Origin of the sequence: Parapedobacter indicus (assembly GCF_900113765.1) — a bacterium.
Classification (GTDB): domain Bacteria; phylum Bacteroidota; class Bacteroidia; order Sphingobacteriales; family Sphingobacteriaceae; genus Parapedobacter; species Parapedobacter indicus.
On record NZ_FOQO01000008.1, the window covers coordinates 1 to 17,495 of the forward strand.

7 protein-coding genes are annotated in these 17,495 nt (G+C 49.2%); 5 read left to right on the forward strand and 2 right to left on the reverse strand.

All coding sequences use genetic code 11. The features are described from left to right. Positions 1 to 102: 102 nt before the first annotated feature. Positions 103 to 8,310, reverse strand: coding sequence for an MBG domain-containing protein (locus BMZ56_RS16135; protein ID WP_090628479.1), 8,208 nt, complete (start codon positions 8,308 to 8,310; stop codon positions 103 to 105). A gap of 1,435 nt (positions 8,311 to 9,745) precedes the next feature. Between BMZ56_RS16135 and BMZ56_RS16140 the strand changes: the two genes are divergently transcribed. Then, complete coding sequence (locus BMZ56_RS16140) at positions 9,746 to 10,537, forward strand: hypothetical protein (protein WP_090628481.1); 792 nt, start codon at positions 9,746 to 9,748, stop codon at positions 10,535 to 10,537. Between the two features lie 6 nt (positions 10,538 to 10,543). Here the strand turns inward: BMZ56_RS16140 and BMZ56_RS16145 are convergent, their stop codons facing one another. Beyond that, positions 10,544 to 11,692, reverse strand: a complete 1,149-nt coding sequence (locus tag BMZ56_RS16145) for an aldose epimerase family protein (RefSeq protein WP_090628482.1) — start codon at positions 11,690 to 11,692, stop codon at positions 10,544 to 10,546. A 315-nt stretch (positions 11,693 to 12,007) separates the two neighbouring features. On the opposite strand from BMZ56_RS16145, the gene hemA reads away from it, so the two are divergent. The 4 genes from hemA to hemL all read left to right on the forward strand — a co-directional run bounded on the left by hemA (position 12,008) and on the right by hemL (position 17,493). Further along, positions 12,008 to 13,249 (forward strand): glutamyl-tRNA reductase, encoded by a 1,242-nt coding sequence (gene hemA / locus BMZ56_RS16150; RefSeq protein WP_090628864.1) that lies wholly within the window; start codon positions 12,008 to 12,010, stop codon positions 13,247 to 13,249. 169 nt (positions 13,250 to 13,418) lie between these two features. Further along, a complete protein-coding gene (hemC, locus tag BMZ56_RS16155; protein ID WP_245893266.1) occupies positions 13,419 to 15,056 on the forward strand; it encodes a hydroxymethylbilane synthase in 1,638 nt (545 codons plus the stop codon). 21 nt (positions 15,057 to 15,077) lie between these two features. Further along, positions 15,078 to 16,049, forward strand: coding sequence for a porphobilinogen synthase (hemB, locus tag BMZ56_RS16160; RefSeq protein ID WP_090628484.1), 972 nt, complete (start codon positions 15,078 to 15,080; stop codon positions 16,047 to 16,049). 73 nt (positions 16,050 to 16,122) lie between these two features. Then, on the forward strand, positions 16,123 to 17,493 hold the full coding sequence (gene hemL / locus BMZ56_RS16165) for a glutamate-1-semialdehyde 2,1-aminomutase (RefSeq protein ID WP_090628485.1): 1,371 nt from the start codon (positions 16,123 to 16,125) through the stop codon (positions 17,491 to 17,493). The last annotated feature ends 2 nt before the right edge of the window (positions 17,494 to 17,495 follow it).

Sequence of the window (17,495 nt, forward strand, 5' to 3'; positions counted from 1 at the left end):
TGTGTCAGGGCCTGTTGGCCGTAGGTGGCAACCGACGTACACAGTAACGCCGATGCCATGATCAGTAATTTCCGTTTCATATATCTTTTTTCCCCGTATTCACTAATACCGTATTGCAAAGTATCCCTTCCGGTGCTCCCATTTCCCGTTCACCTTCACCTCCACGATGTAGAAGTAGGTGCCTGCGGGCAGCTGTAGTCCCGCCGTGCTGATGCCGCGGAACACCACCCGGTCGTTGTCGTAGCCGCTGGCCTCCCACAGAACCGTCCCGTTACGGCTGATCACCGTCACACGGTTCTCCGGATAATCCTTTATACCTTCCACCACCAGGAACTCATTGATCCCGTCGCCGTTCGGCGATACCGCCGGATGTACCCGTACCGCAAAGTTCGAGGAACGATCCGTCACAACAATGGCCACCGTAACCGGTTCGGCCGCTTCGTAATTGCCGTCGCCTGCCTGCAAGGCCGTGATGTGAACCGTGCCCAGCCGGAGAATGTTCAGCGTATTGCCGCTCACCGTAGCAACCTGTTCGTCGTCCACTTCCAGCGTTACCGGAAGACCGCTGCCTGCTGACACATCCAACTGGATGCTGCCCGCGCTCCGGTCAACCTCCGCAGGGGCCGTGAAGGTGATCGCCTGCCCGGCCTTCACCACCGTCAATGTGGCACCGTGGTAGGTGAATGCGTAATCCGCCGACTCGCCGCCGCTTACTGTGATGGCATAGCTGCCCGGTACGCTCGTTTCCGTGGCATCCGTTGCTGCCGAAGGTATCCGGTCAAGCGAAGAAGCATCCTCTCCGGACACGAAACCGTCGTAGGACACTTCAAATGCCGGGTTGGCTTCGCCGTAGGCCCGCTTGGCATCTTGTATGCTGACCGAAAGCGGTGCCCTGACGATGTGCAGGGTTCTGCTCACCGCTGCTGCCGCAGCATATTCCAGACTGCCATCCTGGCTCGCTGCGATCACCACCTCTCCTGCGCTGTGGATATGGAGTTTGTTATCGTTTCCGATGGATGCGATAGCTGTAGCGTTGCCTTCCAGATCCGTCACCGTATAGCTCACCGGCAGGCCGCTTGTGGCCGTTGCGCCCAGTGTGACCGGTCCCTCGCCGTAAGTCACCCCTTCCGGTTCAACAAAGGTGATCGTCTGTGGCTTGTTATCCACCAGCAGTAAGCCTACCGATACCGAGCGCTCCCCCTTGCCGCCGGAAACAATGCCGTTCGCCTGAAGTGTATGTTGACCCAGTTCCAAGTTTGTGGGCACCGGCAGCGTGCCCGCAAAATTGCCCGAGCCATCTACCGTCAGGTGGCCCACCAGCTCGGGTATCGAAAACAGGTATACCGTCACCACAGTACCCGGCTCAAAGCCGTTGCCACTGATGTAAACCGCGGCACCCGCGCCTCGTACCAACCGGATGACCGCATCGATCGCCGAGATCGGGATCCGCTCGCCATTCGTGCCCAACGAGGACAGTTCCATGGCATAGCCATCCCCACGGAGCCTCAAATATTCTTCATCTACCACCTCTAGCGTAATGGCCTCGATGCCACCGTCCGTAATCACCACTGTCTCTCCAGGTTCAGGTTTGGGAAGTTCACCGTCTGCGTTGGGTATCGGCTTTGTCGGGATGATGTCCGTAAGCGCCGCACTGAACACACCGGTGCCAACAGCGTTTTCAGCAGCAACACGGAGCCGGTAGGATCGATTGTTGTCTAAGCCGATTACTACGGCCTGCGTGTCGGCAGAGGTGGCGTGCTTCGCCGCAATCCACGTTTGTCCACCGTCATGGGAATATTGGATCACGTAATTCTTAATCGGCTGTCCGCCATCCGAAGGAGATTGCCAACTTAGTTTCACCTGCCGATCTCCAGCAGTAGCCGAAAGCCCGGTCGGTATACCCGGAACCGCCCCGGGCTCTACCGGAATATCTGAAACCGTGAATTTCACCACTGTCTCGTTGCCTTCCGTATCCCTTACAATCAGTGTATATTCACCTTCTTCGGTTATGGTTGTACCTGATGTATATGGCTTTCCGTTCAAGGTCGCCGTACCCACTTCGAAGATCGGCGTCACCGCTTTGTTGTATACCGCACCATTCGTAACTCCCGTCACTACAGGGTTCGCTTTGTAAAAAGTTACGCTACTCCCATCCGTTGTAGCCACCACATCCACAGCCTCATTGCCTGCGGCATCGCCAAGACCGCTTACTGCAAATTCGATGACCCCTTCGATGTCGGCCGTCGTAAGCACGTATTCCGCCTTCCACGACAGACCGCCGTCATCCTCCGCACTCACGGTTGCAGTCTGACCTGCGATCGTTACTAACGGTGTCCGGATCGACTCACTCGCAGTAAATGTTAGTGCCACTTTATTCCCTACCTTTGCTACGGAAGCGGTCGCATTATTCGATACGATAGCCACAACCGTTAATTCTGGCCGGATGCCATCGATGCGGATACCCACCGTTGAAACCGGGCAGTAAGAAAACGTTGCATCAAGGACAATACCATCAATATCTTTGTCGCCCTCCGCCACCTTATAGCCAAAGATTACCTCATGGCCATTGTCGGACGTTCCGACAACGGATGCATTTTTGGACTGATTGCCGACCGTTAATTGCAGGGAAGGATCATCGCCGACATTCACAGGCTGGTGAAAATCAACTGTAAAAAGAAGCTTATCACCTATTTTATACATGCTATCCGCAGGAACGGTCAACCGTGGCGTGAGCACCTCGGTATACTCCAAAGCACCAATATCCACCGTGCCCCACGCAAGTCTCGGATTGCCTGCCACATCATTGTGACCGGTCAGCGAGTCCAGCCCGCCTCGATACCGCATATTATCGCCCGCATTTATTGCCGGGCTGCACCCCACAAGTTGGTAGTTGCCGGCAACGGTCGGAACATCTGCGGTTGCAGGTTGATAATCTGCAAAGATATCCGAAGGTAAGCCTACATATTCTTTGCCATTAACCACATTATGGCCTTCCAATCCACCAATCAGGTTGTTTCCGGATAGCGGAGATATAGTACCCTCATAATCGGCTGGTCCATTGCCCCAAACTAGGCTGTTCTGCAACGTCGCACTTCCTCCATCGGCTACCTTTATACCCGCATCTCCGGCTATGTTACCGCTGATCGTTGCGTTGAGTACATTTACAGCCGAGTTGCGCCCCACATAGATGCCTCCGCCACCTCTTGCAATATTGCCCGTGATAACGGTATTAATCAGTGTAATCGACGCACCGTCAGTAGCGGTCAAGCCACCGCCTCCGCCGTCGGAAAAATTGCCGCTGATCTTCACATTGATCAATACCGGGTGCGAATCGCCGTCGCTACTCAGGGCACCGCCGTAACTTGTGGCATTATTGTTTTGTAGAACCACATTGATCAGCGTTGGTGAAGCATTGACATTTGCAATTCCACCGCCTTTATAGGCCTGTATATTTCCACTGATCATCAAATTCCGTAAAATCGGTGAAGCAAAGTAATTACGGATTCCCCCACCAAAAGCTGACGTCGCAATACCTTTGGTAATCGTAAAGCCATCTAAAATCGCCGTTGCAGCCAATGTGTCTTTTTTGCTATAACTATTATCGACGACCGTTCTTTCCTCATTCCCCGACAAAATCGTCTCATTTCCGACCCAGTTGCGTTCGCCCAGCTCCGTTTCATTCCCCGAAAAACCACCGTAAATTGCGACTCCATTTTTCATGCGGAAACTGGTGTCCGGCGCAACGTAAGTGCCTGCCGCTACCCAAACTTCGCCACCGCCTTTCGCAGCAAGTACGTCGATCATTGCCTGCAGGTCGCTGCTTGCCGTACTCCAGCCGTTTCCGATTCCGGTAGGTGTCCCACCGTTGCTTTGTGCTTTTACAAAACGGACACTGCTACCGGCAACCACCGGTCCTACGCGGAGGCTTTCTACGGCCGTTCCGTCGTCTTCGCCGTCACTGGGCAGTACCTCCACACTAATCCATTTATCGACATCCCCAGCCTGTAGCACATAGGTCGCCGCTGTAGCTCCCTCAATGGTTGTTTTACCCCCGTCTCCCACGGCGGTATCATAGCGGTACCACGTAAAGGTCGAAGCCTCTGTATCTTCATCGGCATCCAAGTAGGTATAATTGGCGGACAACCTGCCGCCCACTTCCAGCAACCCCTCGGCCGTCACACCGGAAACTACCGGCGGTGTATTGGGTATGATAGGCGGTGTACCCGATGTCATCACGCTGGGAATACTGCGGGAGACAGCGACAAACAATTCATTTGCGTGGGTGAGCCCTGCCCATATCCCCATTTCTGCAGCTGCCTGAGCGGTCCAGTTGATTCCATCCGGACTGGTCATCACATAATTATCACCATGCCTGGATACCGCCACGAACTGACCTTCGCCATAGGTGACATCCATCCAAATGCCTCCGTGTGTGTTTTCCACACTCCAGTTGGCACCATCGGTGCTGATCATCGCCTTGCCGTCATCAGACACCGCAACAAACCGATCGGCACCATAGGTTACCGCTACCCATTGGCCGGTTGTCTCCGGGGTTTGTACCGTCCAATTCTCTCCATCCGGACTGGTCATTACATAATTGGAACCATAAATAGACACCGCTACAAACTGCCCGGCACCATATGTGACAGACAACCAGTAGCCCTTATGCGCCAACACCGAGGTCCAATCCGTTCCGTTTTCGCTGACCATCACGTGATTGCCCTCGCCTCCCTCAAAAGCAACAGCCACAAACTTGCCATTGCCGTAGGTCACCGATCGCCAAGTCCTATCTTCCGACGCCGGGTGGGCATCCCAATTGACGCCATCCGTGCTGGTCATGACACGATTTGTTCCGTCCTGCGCAACTGCAACGAACTTCCCATCTCCGAAGGTGATATCTTGCCAAGCATTGCTTTCCGGAACAGTCCGCGCCGTCCAATTCACCCCATCCGGACTGGTCATGACCCGGTTTGTGCCCCCATAGGCCACTGCTACAAACAAACCATTTCCATAAGCCACCGAATTCCATTGACCTTCCGGTGCTGGTGTCCGTAATGCCCATTCGCTGCCCGGAACTGGGCCGGCTTCCCCAATTGGCCCTTGAGCTTCACTTTCCACCCCTGTTCCGTCAACAGAACCATCATTCGGTGTTACCTCGAAGCTGATGAACTTACCTTCGTCCTCAGCTTGTAACGTATAGGTTTTTTCAGTGGCACCATCAATGGCAGCCTTATTGGAAACCGATGCATCATCCGCTCGGTACCACTTAAACGTTGATTTATCTTCGTCGGCATCCGGATCGTCGAAGGTGTAGTTCCCTATTAGCGTTGCGCCTACTTTTAATGTACCCGTAAACGATACATCCACTGCGCTAGGCACACCATTAGGTATACTAACCTCGCTTTCATAAGCTCCGATGTCAATGATGCCTCGGAGACTGTATTCATAGAGCCGCTGATTACCTGCCACATCCTTATCCTCATCTAGATTACCGCCGGCCGATACATAGGCATCGTTGCTGCCTGCATTTGCAGCCGGACTGGTCGCTTTGAGACTCAGGTTACCGCCCGTCGTCGGCATATCGGTCAGATCTATGTCTTCCTCAAATTGCGGATCACCGCTAATGTTGTTACCACCATTGACACCGATCGTTCTTATCCAATCGCCATTGTCGTCTAAGCTATTGGCAATAAGGCTGTATGAAATAGACGGGATGTAAGGGAGATAGCCAGTGTAGTTGAAAATAGATGCGGAAACCGTTTCAGCATCCCCGCCAGCCGTGTTATTCCAAATGATCGAATTGACCAATTCAAAACCAGCAGTACTGTATATACCGCCGCCCGCACCTGCCGCATTGCCACTGATGGTAACATTGGTGAAGGTCGAATTACTTGCATTATATATTCCGCCACCTTGGTTTGTCGCTGAATTACCTCTGATGACGACATTTTTAACCGCTAAAGCACCTGCATAGATGTAGAGCCCCCCGCCCTGACTTGTTGCCGAATTACCGCTAATCACCACATTCGTCAACTTGGCATCGGCGCCTTGACTATACATTCCACCACCGTTAGCGGCCACGTTGTCTATGATCGATACATTGGTAAAGGTTGCAAGGCTACCGGAATTATGTATCCCCCCACCTGTCGTAACAGCGGAATTGCCACAAATAACCACGTCGGTAAAAACCGGCTTAGACTCGATTCCGCTAATGATAATTCCGCCAGCTTGGCCTACGGTAGCCGTATTGTCACGGATGGTTACATTCGTAAAGGTTGCATCAGCACTGTTCATCACCCCTGCCGCATAAGCTGCGGAATTGTTACTAATGACCACGTCGGTCAAGGTAGGATTTCCACCTTGGATAGAAAATCCGCCACCCCACTCTCCCGCGATATTGTTGCGGATGGTCACATCGGTCAGCTTTGGACTCGAACCGTCTTCACTTAACATTCCCCCCCCACTATTCGCCGCCTCATTGTATTCAATCGTAACGTGATTCAACACGGGAACGGCACTACTTCCATAATTATACATGCCACCGCCATCATCATCGGTCGCCAAATTATGGCTGATTGTGACATCAGTGATCATGGGAGATGCGCCATCGTTATGCATTCCTCCGCCTCCTCTTAACGCTTTATTGCCGATAATGGCCAGGTTGGTAAGCGTTGGTTTACCGCCCAGGTTGGAGATGCCACCGCCCCTAATGCCGTTTGGCCCGGTATCGGCATTGCCCGCCGTGATGGTAAAACCATCGAGGATAGCGGTATTAAGCGTCGCCAAACCCGTCACGACGTGATAGCTGTTGTTTCCTATTATCTGCGTAGCAGGATCGGTGATGATTTCTTCCGCATCATCGTTGCCAATATCGCCGCTTAGAATCGTCTTGTAGGTGTCCCAATTGCGTTCATCCATCGTAGGTGTCCCGCTGTTGGGAAATCCGCCATAGATTTCCACGCCACTTTGCAATGGAAAGGTAGCCGCGCGGTCCGACGGATTGCTTGTCGGTGTGTATTTGCCTTCGGCCACCCAGATTTGCAGCGTACCGTCGGTCGCTGCGTTCCAGTTACCCTTGGCCCATTGTAAAGCGTCCGACAGTTCATTGATGGCGTTGGGCCAGCTGTCGCCGGATCTGTTACCGCCTTCAACGTTTTTATTGACATATAAAATTCCAGCTGCATCCGGGCTAATTTCTGCTGCTGCCGGTTCATCGCGCAGGTAAGGATAGGCTGCGCCCCCATCTACGGCCCAATCGTTGATGAAATCAAATCCATCAAACGATGCAGCATTCTTAAACTGACTATCTGAAAGTCCGGTCATCCCACTGGATGAGCCGTTGCCTACGGCGTTAGCCCGTCCTGAGGTTGTCATGTTCCAGTAACCATGCGTAACAGTCCCCTGAGCGTCACCCACCAAACCACCAACCTGGCTAGTACCCGACACGCTGCCTGTGGCGTAACTGGTTGTAATAGTCGTGGCCATATAATGGTAACCGACAAGCCCACCGACGACATTACCGCCCGATACATTACCCATGGCGTAGCTAGTAGTTATGGAACCGCTATTAGTACCGGCCAAACCACCAACATTATTACCGCCCGTAACACTGCCCGTGGCGTAGCTGGAGATGAGAGGACCACCATTAAAACCTATCAGACCTCCAATATGGGTCACTATGCCTGAAACACTGGCCGTTGCATAACTCCGGACAGTAGTGCTATTTGCGGTCATGCCAATTAAACCGCCGACAGCGGAATTACCTGAAACGCTACCCGTGACGTAACACACTTCGATGGTACTGCCCGGTTGGACACTGCCCGCTAAGCCACCGACATTGTCACCCCCAACGATATTGACTCCCTCTAGGGCCACATTGCTAATCTTAGCCGGCTTGCCGATTATGCCAACCATACCGAACAGGCCGACATATGAAACCATATCAACCGTGGGGCGGTTTATGCTCAAACCCGTTATCTTCTTGCTATTTCCGTTAAACGAACCAACAAACTGAGCATCTATACCCGGCTTGCCAACTGGCTCAAACCCGGCACCACTGTTCCATCCTGCTGTTACTGAAGCATTGATGTCGGCGACGAGGATAAAATGCTTGTCCAAATGCTCCCTCATGGCCTGAAGCTGTTCTACAGTTGCAATCTGATAGGGGTTGTCTTCCGTGCCGCTTCCGCCCGCAAAGGACACACCGGGGACACTCCCTGCCAGGCGGGTGACAATCAACAATGTAAGTAATGTGTTAAGCAGCAGCTGTCCGACTAATTTCGGACCCGTTGAACGAGTAAAAATATGCATAGGTATGCGGTCTATTAAGCAGTGAGAATGAGATTGTGTTCGATGGTTAAGGCATGGGTAAACATGCCTAAGTAAATTTTCATAGTAGTAGATATTTAGTCGCAAAGAAAAATATTCCGATTAAGAATATGCCCACCCAAAAGGGTAGTTTTTACTTTATATAGACACGCTTGTAGCGCCGTCAGCGCAACTGTCTCCTTCGTGTCTCCTTGAACGACGGATCCATCGGGTCCAATTACGAGAAACAGCCATCCAGACAGATCACCCCTATGGGTGTATAGATACAGATTGCTTATCGGCAGTTACCAAAAAAACGGCAGAATCGGCTTACTATGAAAACCGATTACTACCGTTTTCCTTTTCGGCCGAAGGAGCGAATCGGCCATCGTTCAGGTGCCCCATTGTCTATGCGGTTATTACTTATAACGCTAATATTCGATCGTGTATCGCATTGTACGTTTTGCTACTGCTCCTCATTAACATGCTAGATAATATACATCGATTCAGCTAATTTATATAGTAGATGTATTACAAAGAAATGTATTCCATATTGGAATATACCTACCCAAAAGGGTGGCTTTTCATTTTTCCAACACTGCAACCCAAGGCCGTAATATGCTGGCAAAAAAACAGCAGGATCAGTCTTTTAAACTGATCACTACCGTTCTAAATATCGGCCAAAAGGAGCAATTTTTTGGCCAGAGTTCAGGTTAGCCCACATTAATATCACTGCAAAACTACGAAAGCCCATATGGCTAAAACCTTAGGTGGTTAAGCCATCCGGATATGGCTACACCTCCCGAAGAAATCTTAGGTCCTGTTATTTGATGCGATACACAATCATTGGCCTAATATTTTTTTTCACTATTAGAATGATGAAACAAAGAAAGAAATTCCCGTTAGGAATATACCTACCCAAAAAGGGTGGTTTTCTATTTTTTTAAACAAATGCGGAATGTTTCGGCATTGGTCTTGAAATTAGTTAAGCAGTTTCCTATATTTGATTGAACAACCATAAATACCGTAACCATTTTCTTAATGAAGTATACCGTAACTACATCGAGTAAAGACAATTTTGGGGACGTCTTGGAGATAAGTCCATAATGATACCATAATTTCTCCATAATGATACCATAATTTCTCCATAATGACACCTTAATTTTCTGTTATTTCATGGACTCAATAGGGACGGTTTATGATGTTATCAATGATACATGGTGAAAACAAGACAAATACGATACGGAGCGGCCCATTGCGCGGTACTTGGAGTTGGGAAGAGTGGCTGAATGGTTTGGACTGATGGCACTAAAGTAACTATAAATCAATATACGACCAAATTAAAACCAACTTTCAAAATGGCTTCAAAAGACAAAACGGAAAAATACGGGGTAAAATTGACAACATTGTTTACCGGAGTTATAACGGCAAACAGATTATGCAAAGGGCTCCCAAGCGGGTAAATCAGACACTCGCCACTAAGGTAAGCGCACTCGAATTCGGCTTGGCAGCCATATGCGCTAAGGCAATACGCGAAGTCTTCCATAACGTATACGAAGAATACGACGGCTATATGGTAAGACGGCTTACTGCAACAATCGCTGCATGTATCCGGACATCGGACAACGATGCCGGAGCGCGTGATTTACACGATGGGGACCTGAGTTTATTGAAAGGATTCACATTCAATACAGCTGCACCATTTGAGCGATTGGTTGCCGTGTCACCGACACTTGAGGTGGTTCACAACGGTACCATCCATTTCCAAATGCCACTGTTCATTCCGAAGGAAGACGTTGTATACCCATCCAACCTTCTTCGGCCAAACGGCTGTTTTGGCATCTATATAGTGGCATTCAGCTTCCGTGACGGCCGTGTGCATATTATCGACTACGCCGGTTTCGACGTTGCGTACGATGAAAGCAATCCACGGGAAATCAACTGGACATGCAGCAAGCGACTTCCTAAAGGTTACATCGTTCTGGTTATATTTGGGTTGCGTTATTTTTCCTTGAACTGGCTGAAGCAACGGGTACAAACGACCGATAAGGACTTCTATCCGACGATCGTCCTTGATGCTTTTCATGTGACCGACGAAATGGCCACATTGGGAATCGAAGACAATCTTGAAGAGCCATCAGAGAAAAATTTGTCGGGTTTGGAAACAATAGAGGCCGACAGCCTTAAACGAGAGATCGCGAAACTGAAGAAAAAAGCGGCAAAAAAATAGCGCTTCCTACCTAAACCGATATACCGTCCGCGTACGGTATTCCGCTTTGGGTTCTAACACGGTCGACGGAAAATCGGGCTGGTTTGGCGAATCCGGAAAATGCTGCGTTTCAAGGCAGAATGCAGAACGATGTCCATAGGTTTTTCCGCCTTTTGCGTTCTGAACGTTATCCATGAAATTGCCGCTGTAAAACTGCAAACCCGGTTCTTCCGTTAACACATCCATGATAATACCTGTTTTGGGGCTTTCAACGGTTGCAACAAGCTGCAGACCCGGATCTTTTTTAAGCACGAAATTGTGATCATATCCTTTTCCGAGCAATAACTGTGCATCTGCGGTATCGATACGTTTCCCGATAGCGGTGGGCTGACGGAAATCGAAGGGCGTATTTTCAACCGATGCAATTTCGCCGGTCGGTATCAGGGTTTCATCAACAGGCGTATAACCATCCGCGCGGATAGTGAGCAGGTGGTCTAAAATGGTGCTGTCTCCCTCGCCACTGAGATTGAAATACGCATGATTGGTAAGGTTTACTACCGTGGCTTTATCGGTGTTGGCACGATAGGTGATATCCAACCCGTTGTCCGAAGTGAGCGTATAGGTTACGGTTGCATCCAGTTTACCGGGATAACCTGCATCGCCATCGGGCGATATATATTGCAGCTCCAGGCTACTATCGGTCGCGTGCTTCACCTCCCACACTTTCATAAAAAATCCATTTGTACCACCATGTAGCGTATTAGGCCCATCATTGAGCTCTAATTGATATTGCTGCCCTTCCAGCTCAAACTGCCCCTTGGCAATGCGGTTGCCATATCGCCCCACGATTGCCCCATAAAATCCTTCACCCGGTTTCCGATAGGAGGCCAAATCTTTATATCCGAGTACAACATCTACCAGCTCGCCATTTTTATCGGGCACCTGTAGGCTGATGATCCGCGCACCGTAATTGGTAATGGCAGCTGTTGCGGTACCGTTCGTAAGGGTGTATAATTGCACCGAATCTCCATCTATTTCCACAGCGAAATCTGCGGGCGATACCGTCAATTCAATTGGTGTGGTATCCTGAGCTGACTGCTCCTGTGGCGGATTACAGGCCGATATTCCAACTATTGCGGCAACGACGGCCAACGACTTGCTTGCTTTGTGTTTCATGCTTTAAACAGTCTAACGGTACCCATACTTTCATTGCATCTGCACAAGATACTGAAACCAAAGGTCTCCTATTCAACATCAGGTTTGTAAAATGGGATAATCCCTCGACAAAGATAAAAGTAAAATCGGTTTTTTTGCTGTTTGCACAGTCACGGTTTTACGAATTCGCCTCTTCACAACTTCACCGCTTCGCAACGCTGTAACGAATCTAATTTATAACCATTCTAAATATCTGTGTTTGACACATTTCTGACAGACCTCTGCAAGGAGATGTTGTACTTTTGTTACCGTAAATTTAGTGAGGACGGTACAACCTTGAAGAATCTCAAAGTCATAGCATTCACCCACAAACATGTGGATTTGAAAGATTTAGGCAATCTAGTTATCTGTAATGAAGAACTGGAAAGTCGACTAATCAACCTCAAACATAGCTTTGACATTCCTGAAATTTTTTATATCGGCACCTGTAATCGGGTGGAATTTGTCTTCTACGGTGCGCACGAGCTGAAACCGGCGTTCATCAAAGAATTTATGCATAAGCTGAATTTCTGTGTTCCTTCCGAGCGGTTGGAATGCTTTCTTGACCAGGTAACCACCTATGAAGGCATGGAAGCGCTCAATCATTTGCTACGGATGTCGTGTTCACTGGAAAGCTTGGTGGTGGGAGAAAAAGAGATCCTTGCCCAGGTACGTAAAGCTTACGAGCGCTGCCGTGCAAGCGGATTCACCGGAGATTTTTTGCGGATGGTGATGGACCGATTGGTCAAAACGGCCAAAGAAGTATACACTCATACACGCATTTCCCGCAACCCGGTTTCTGTCGTTTCCCTTGCCTACCGTAAATTGCGAGAAATTAAATTGCACGAAAATCCGCGTATCCTCATCATCGGTGCCGGAGAAACCAACCAAAACTTTGCTAAATACTTGCAAAAACACCGGTTTTCCAATTTTGTAGTATTCAACCGTACGCTGGAAAATGCCCAGAGTCTGAGCATGGAGTTAAATGGTCAAGCCTATCTGTTGAGCGAACTATCCCAATATAAAGGCGGTTTTGACATTCTAATCACTTGCACGGGCGCTCCCGAAGCAATTGTGGATACCGCGTTGTACCACTCCCTGCTAAATGGAGAGACGGACAAAAAGGTGATTGTAGACCTTGCCATCCCCAACGATGTGCATCCCGATGTACTTCAGCACCATCCCATACATTACATTGAGGTGAGCAGTTTGCAGGCAATTGCTTCCAAAAATGTACAACAGCGCTACGACGAGCTTACCCATGCCGAACAGATCATTGCGGATAATATCCAGGAGTTCCTTCCAATACTCAAGCAGCGACGCGTGGAACTGGCCATGCGTGAGGTACCTGAAAAGGTGAAAGAAATCCGTTCATTCGCTCTTAATGAGGTTTTCGCCACCGAGGTAAATGCACTGGATGCAAACTCACGGATGGTGCTTGAGAAAGTAATTGACTACTTGGAAAAAAAATACATCAAGGTGCCCATGGTCATGGCCAAGGATATTTTGGTCAAAACCAACAACGCCGATCTCAATTAAAACTGGGAATGTTCTGTTTTTTTAAAACATATCCATTCGGATTATGTAATGAATTAAGCACTTTTATATGAAACTATTAAAATTGCATATCAAAGTGAACTTAGCGGAGCGATCTCATTGACACCAAAAAGAATATTGGTCGATATCAATAAATTATCTAAGTTTGCTTATGCTAATTGAGGAACCCTTGACGGAAATCGCCAAAGAGCGTACAAAAGCGATAGACCGTGTACTCATCATCGGTACGCGGGGTAGCGAACTCGCTTTGTGGCAAGCTAACTTTGTTAAAAGCAAATTAGCGGATATCGGTATTCAAGCCGAGTTGAAAATCATCAAAACCCAGGGAGACATCGTACAGCACCTACGCTTGGACAAGTTGGAAGGCAAGGGCTTCTTTACGAAAGAACTGGAAGAGGAGTTGTTGACAGGCGGGATCGACATTGCCGTACATTCACACAAGGATCTGCCAACGGTACAGCCACCGGGGTTGACCATCGCTGCGGTAAGCTCCCGTGAAGATCCGTCTGAGTTACTCATTATCCATAAAGACTGCGTTGACCTTAAAAAAAGGCTTGCTCTCAAGCATAATGCTACAGTAGGTACATCTTCCAATCGCCGAAAGGCGCAATTGCGGGCTATGCGTCCCGATCTCGAATTTGATGATTTACGGGGCAATGTACTAACACGCATTGAAAAACTACGAGATGAAAATTACGATGCGATTATGCTGGCTAAGGCCGGCATCACTCGGGTGGGAGTAGATCTCAGTGATTTCCATGTAGAAGAGCTTCCTCCCGTAGAGATCATTCCCGCACCTGCCCAGGGCGTACTGGCCATACAGATTAAAGAAAGTGACAAAGAGTTATACGATATACTGCAGCTGATCAACGATGCCGAGGTGGCGGAGACCATCGCCGTGGAACGTGAAGTCCTGAATCGGTTTGATGCGGGATGCCATGCGCCATTGGGTTGCTATTGCCGTAAACAAGACGGCAAATTTGAGGTGTGGACCTCCAAGGCGGATAGCGACGAAGAGTTTCCGGACCGACTGTATCTAGCGGCAAACAGCACCGATGGATTGGCGGAACGGATCGCTAACAAGTTTGACAAAAACCGCAAGCTGCCCTCCCATGTCTTTATCACACGGGATGTAAGTGAGTCCAATTATTTCTACCGAGCAATGGCCGCCCGCGGCATTACCGTGGAAGGCCGGTCGCTGATCCGAATATTCCCCATCATCAATAAACTGGACCCCTATATTCTCAAATATGTAGATTGGATATTCTTTGGTAGCAAAAACAGCATTGAAAACTTTTTCCGGCTGGAGCCGAGACTGAGCAAGCGGACAAAATTTGCGGTGATTGGGCGGGGATCCGAGGAAATGCTGCGCCAGTTTGGCCATGCACCCGATTTTTCGGGTGAACGATTGGGTATTAATATGGAACAGATCGCTGCGGAATTCGCAAACATCGCATCCGGAACAACCGTTTTAATTCCGAGGGCCAAAGATTCATTGGAAACCATTCAGCAATCGTTGACCGCCGATACAAAAACCATTAACCTCCCGGTTTACCAGACTCATATAGACACCAATGTATCGAAGTCTAATGCAGATGTGCTGGTTTTCACCAGCCCTTCCAATGTGGAAGCGTATTTCGTAGATAACTTAGTTGATCCCGGACAGAAAATCATTTGCATAGGACGTTCCACCGCTAAAAAAATTGAAGAATTAGGCCTTTCTTATAACCTTCCTTATTCACCGGATGAAATCGGGCTGGCAGAAGCTGTATTTGGATTAGATTACTGAAGGATTTTTTATTATTAACACATGCTGATAAGACCGAGAAGAAACCGCAAGTCTGCGGTGATACGTGATTTAGTACAGGAGACACATCTCACCGCAGCCAACCTGATTTTTCCGCTGTTTATCCTGGAAGGTAACAACGTAAAGTCAGAAGTAAGTTCGATGCCGGGTATCTTCCGATATTCCATAGACAACCTGCTTCGCGAAGTGGAAGCCTGCATGAAACTGGGACTTCATGCTTTTGATCTCTTTCCCAACATTGACGAAACGTTAAAAGATCGATACGCCACCGAAGCCACGCGGGAAGGCAGCTTATACCTCCGCGCAATTGCCGAAGTGAAAAAAGAATTTCCCGAAGCGTGCGTAGTTACCGATGTAGCGATGGATCCATATAGCAGTGACGGCCATGACGGCATTGTAGAAAATGGCGAAATCCTCAACGATGAAACGCTTGAAATTTTAGGAAGGATGGCAGTGGCCCATGCACAGGCGGGGGCAGATATTATTGCTCCATCCGACATGATGGATGGCCGAATTGGCTACATACGGAGCGTGCTGGATGAACAAGGGTTTTCCAATGTGTCACTTATGTCGTACACGGCAAAATATGCAAGTGCGTTCTACAGCCCCTTCCGCGATGCGCTCAATTCGGCCCCAAAACTTGGCGACAAAAAGACATACCAAATGAATCCTGCCAATCAACGGGAAGCTTTGATCGAAGCCGAGCTGGATGCACAGGAAGGAGCGGATTTCCTGATGGTGAAACCGGCGTTACCCTACCTAGATGTCATCAAACTCCTCCACGATCAGTTTGATCTACCTATTGCCGCTTACAATGTAAGCGGCGAATATGCGATGGTCAAAGCATCGGCACGCAACGGTTGGCTGGATGAGCGCCGCGCGACCATGGAAGTACTGCTGGGCATACGACGGGCCGGTGCTACAGCTATCCTTACCTACCACGCGAAGGAAGTACTGGAAAATAGGTGGCTGTAGGGAGAGGTAGGAGACGTCAGCTATCTGATTTTAGGATATTAGATTTACATTTTAGATTTTAGCGTTACGAAGCATGTTAGATGCATTAAAGAAAGCTTTCGCCGGCAATGATGAACAGAATGCTGTTGCATCCGGAAAGAAAGGTGATATTTCAAGGGAGAGGTCTTCCGAACTCTACGAAAAAGCCCAACAATATTTTCCCGGAGGCGTAAATTCTCCAGTCAGGGCGTTTAAATCCGTACATGGTACTCCCCTATTCATCGAACGGGGCGACGGTTGCTTTTTATGGGACGCAGATGGGAATCAGTTCATTGACTTTTGTTGTTCCTGGGGTCCGCTTATCTTAGGACATAACCATCCCAAAATACGCGAAAAAGTAACTAAAACGCTAGAAAAAGGATTGAGTTTCGGGGCGCCCACGGCGCTGGAAAATGAACTTGCCGAGCTCATCCTCAAACACAATCGTTATATCGAAAAACTCCGCTTTGTCAGTTCCGGTACGGAGGCTGTGATGTCCGCCATCCGATTGGCACGCGGATATACGGGCCGTGATAAAATCATCAAATTTGATGGATGCTACCATGGCCATTCTGACTCGTTGTTGGTTAAAGCCGGGTCGGGCCTGGTCACTTTCGGCGAGACTTCGTCTGCCGGAGTACCCAAAGCATTTGCCGACGAGACCCTTGTTATTCCATTGGCCGATCGGGAAGCTGTGGAGGCTGCTTTTTCGGAGTTCAAGGGACAGATCGCAGCGGTCATTATCGAAGGGATTCCTGCCAACAACGGCTTGCTCATCCAAGAGCCTGAATACATCCATTTTCTTCGTAACATCACAAAAGAAAATGGCGCGCTTCTCATTTTTGATGAAGTGATCACCGGTTTCCGATTGGGTTTTGAGGGCGCAGCTGCTTATTACGATGTCCAGCCTGATATCCTTACTTATGGCAAGATCATCGGTGGCGGTATGCCCGTAGGGGCTTACGGTGCTTCAGCAGAACTGATGAGCCGCATATCTCCCGATGGGGGCGTCTATCAAGCGGGAACGCTGTCTGGCAATCCAGTGGCCATGGCTGCCGGAATCGCGCAACTCACCGAATTGCGCAGCAGTGGGTTTTACAAAAACCTCAACCAAAAAACTGCCGAGTTTGTAGAGGCCGTACAGCGTTACGCTACCGCAAAAAACTACAAGGTAACCTTATTCAACGTGGGATCCATTTTCTGGTTCGCATTTACCAATCAGTCGACCATCCGTGCCGCGAGCGATATCGATCATAGTACCATGGAATTGTACAAAACATTCCATCGTGAGTTGCTCAACCGCGGGGTTTACCTCGGTCCTTCGGGTTACGAAGTGGGGTTTGTGTCAGCAGCTCACAACAAAACCCAACTGGAAAAAGCCAAGCGTGCTATTTTTGAAAGCTTGGATGAGGTGTTTAGGCATTGAGT

Coding starts and splice junctions, on each gene's coding strand:
- BMZ56_RS16135 (WP_090628479.1), bottom strand. CDS start 8,310: ATGCATATTTTTACTCGTTCAACGGGTCCGAAATTAGTCGGACAGCTG.
- BMZ56_RS16140 (WP_090628481.1), top strand. CDS start 9,746: ATGCAAAGGGCTCCCAAGCGGGTAAATCAGACACTCGCCACTAAGGTA.
- BMZ56_RS16145 (WP_090628482.1), bottom strand. CDS start 11,692: ATGAAACACAAAGCAAGCAAGTCGTTGGCCGTCGTTGCCGCAATAGTT.
- hemC (WP_245893266.1), top strand. CDS start 13,419: ATGCTAATTGAGGAACCCTTGACGGAAATCGCCAAAGAGCGTACAAAA.
- hemB (WP_090628484.1), top strand. CDS start 15,078: ATGCTGATAAGACCGAGAAGAAACCGCAAGTCTGCGGTGATACGTGAT.
- hemL (WP_090628485.1), top strand. CDS start 16,123: ATGTTAGATGCATTAAAGAAAGCTTTCGCCGGCAATGATGAACAGAAT.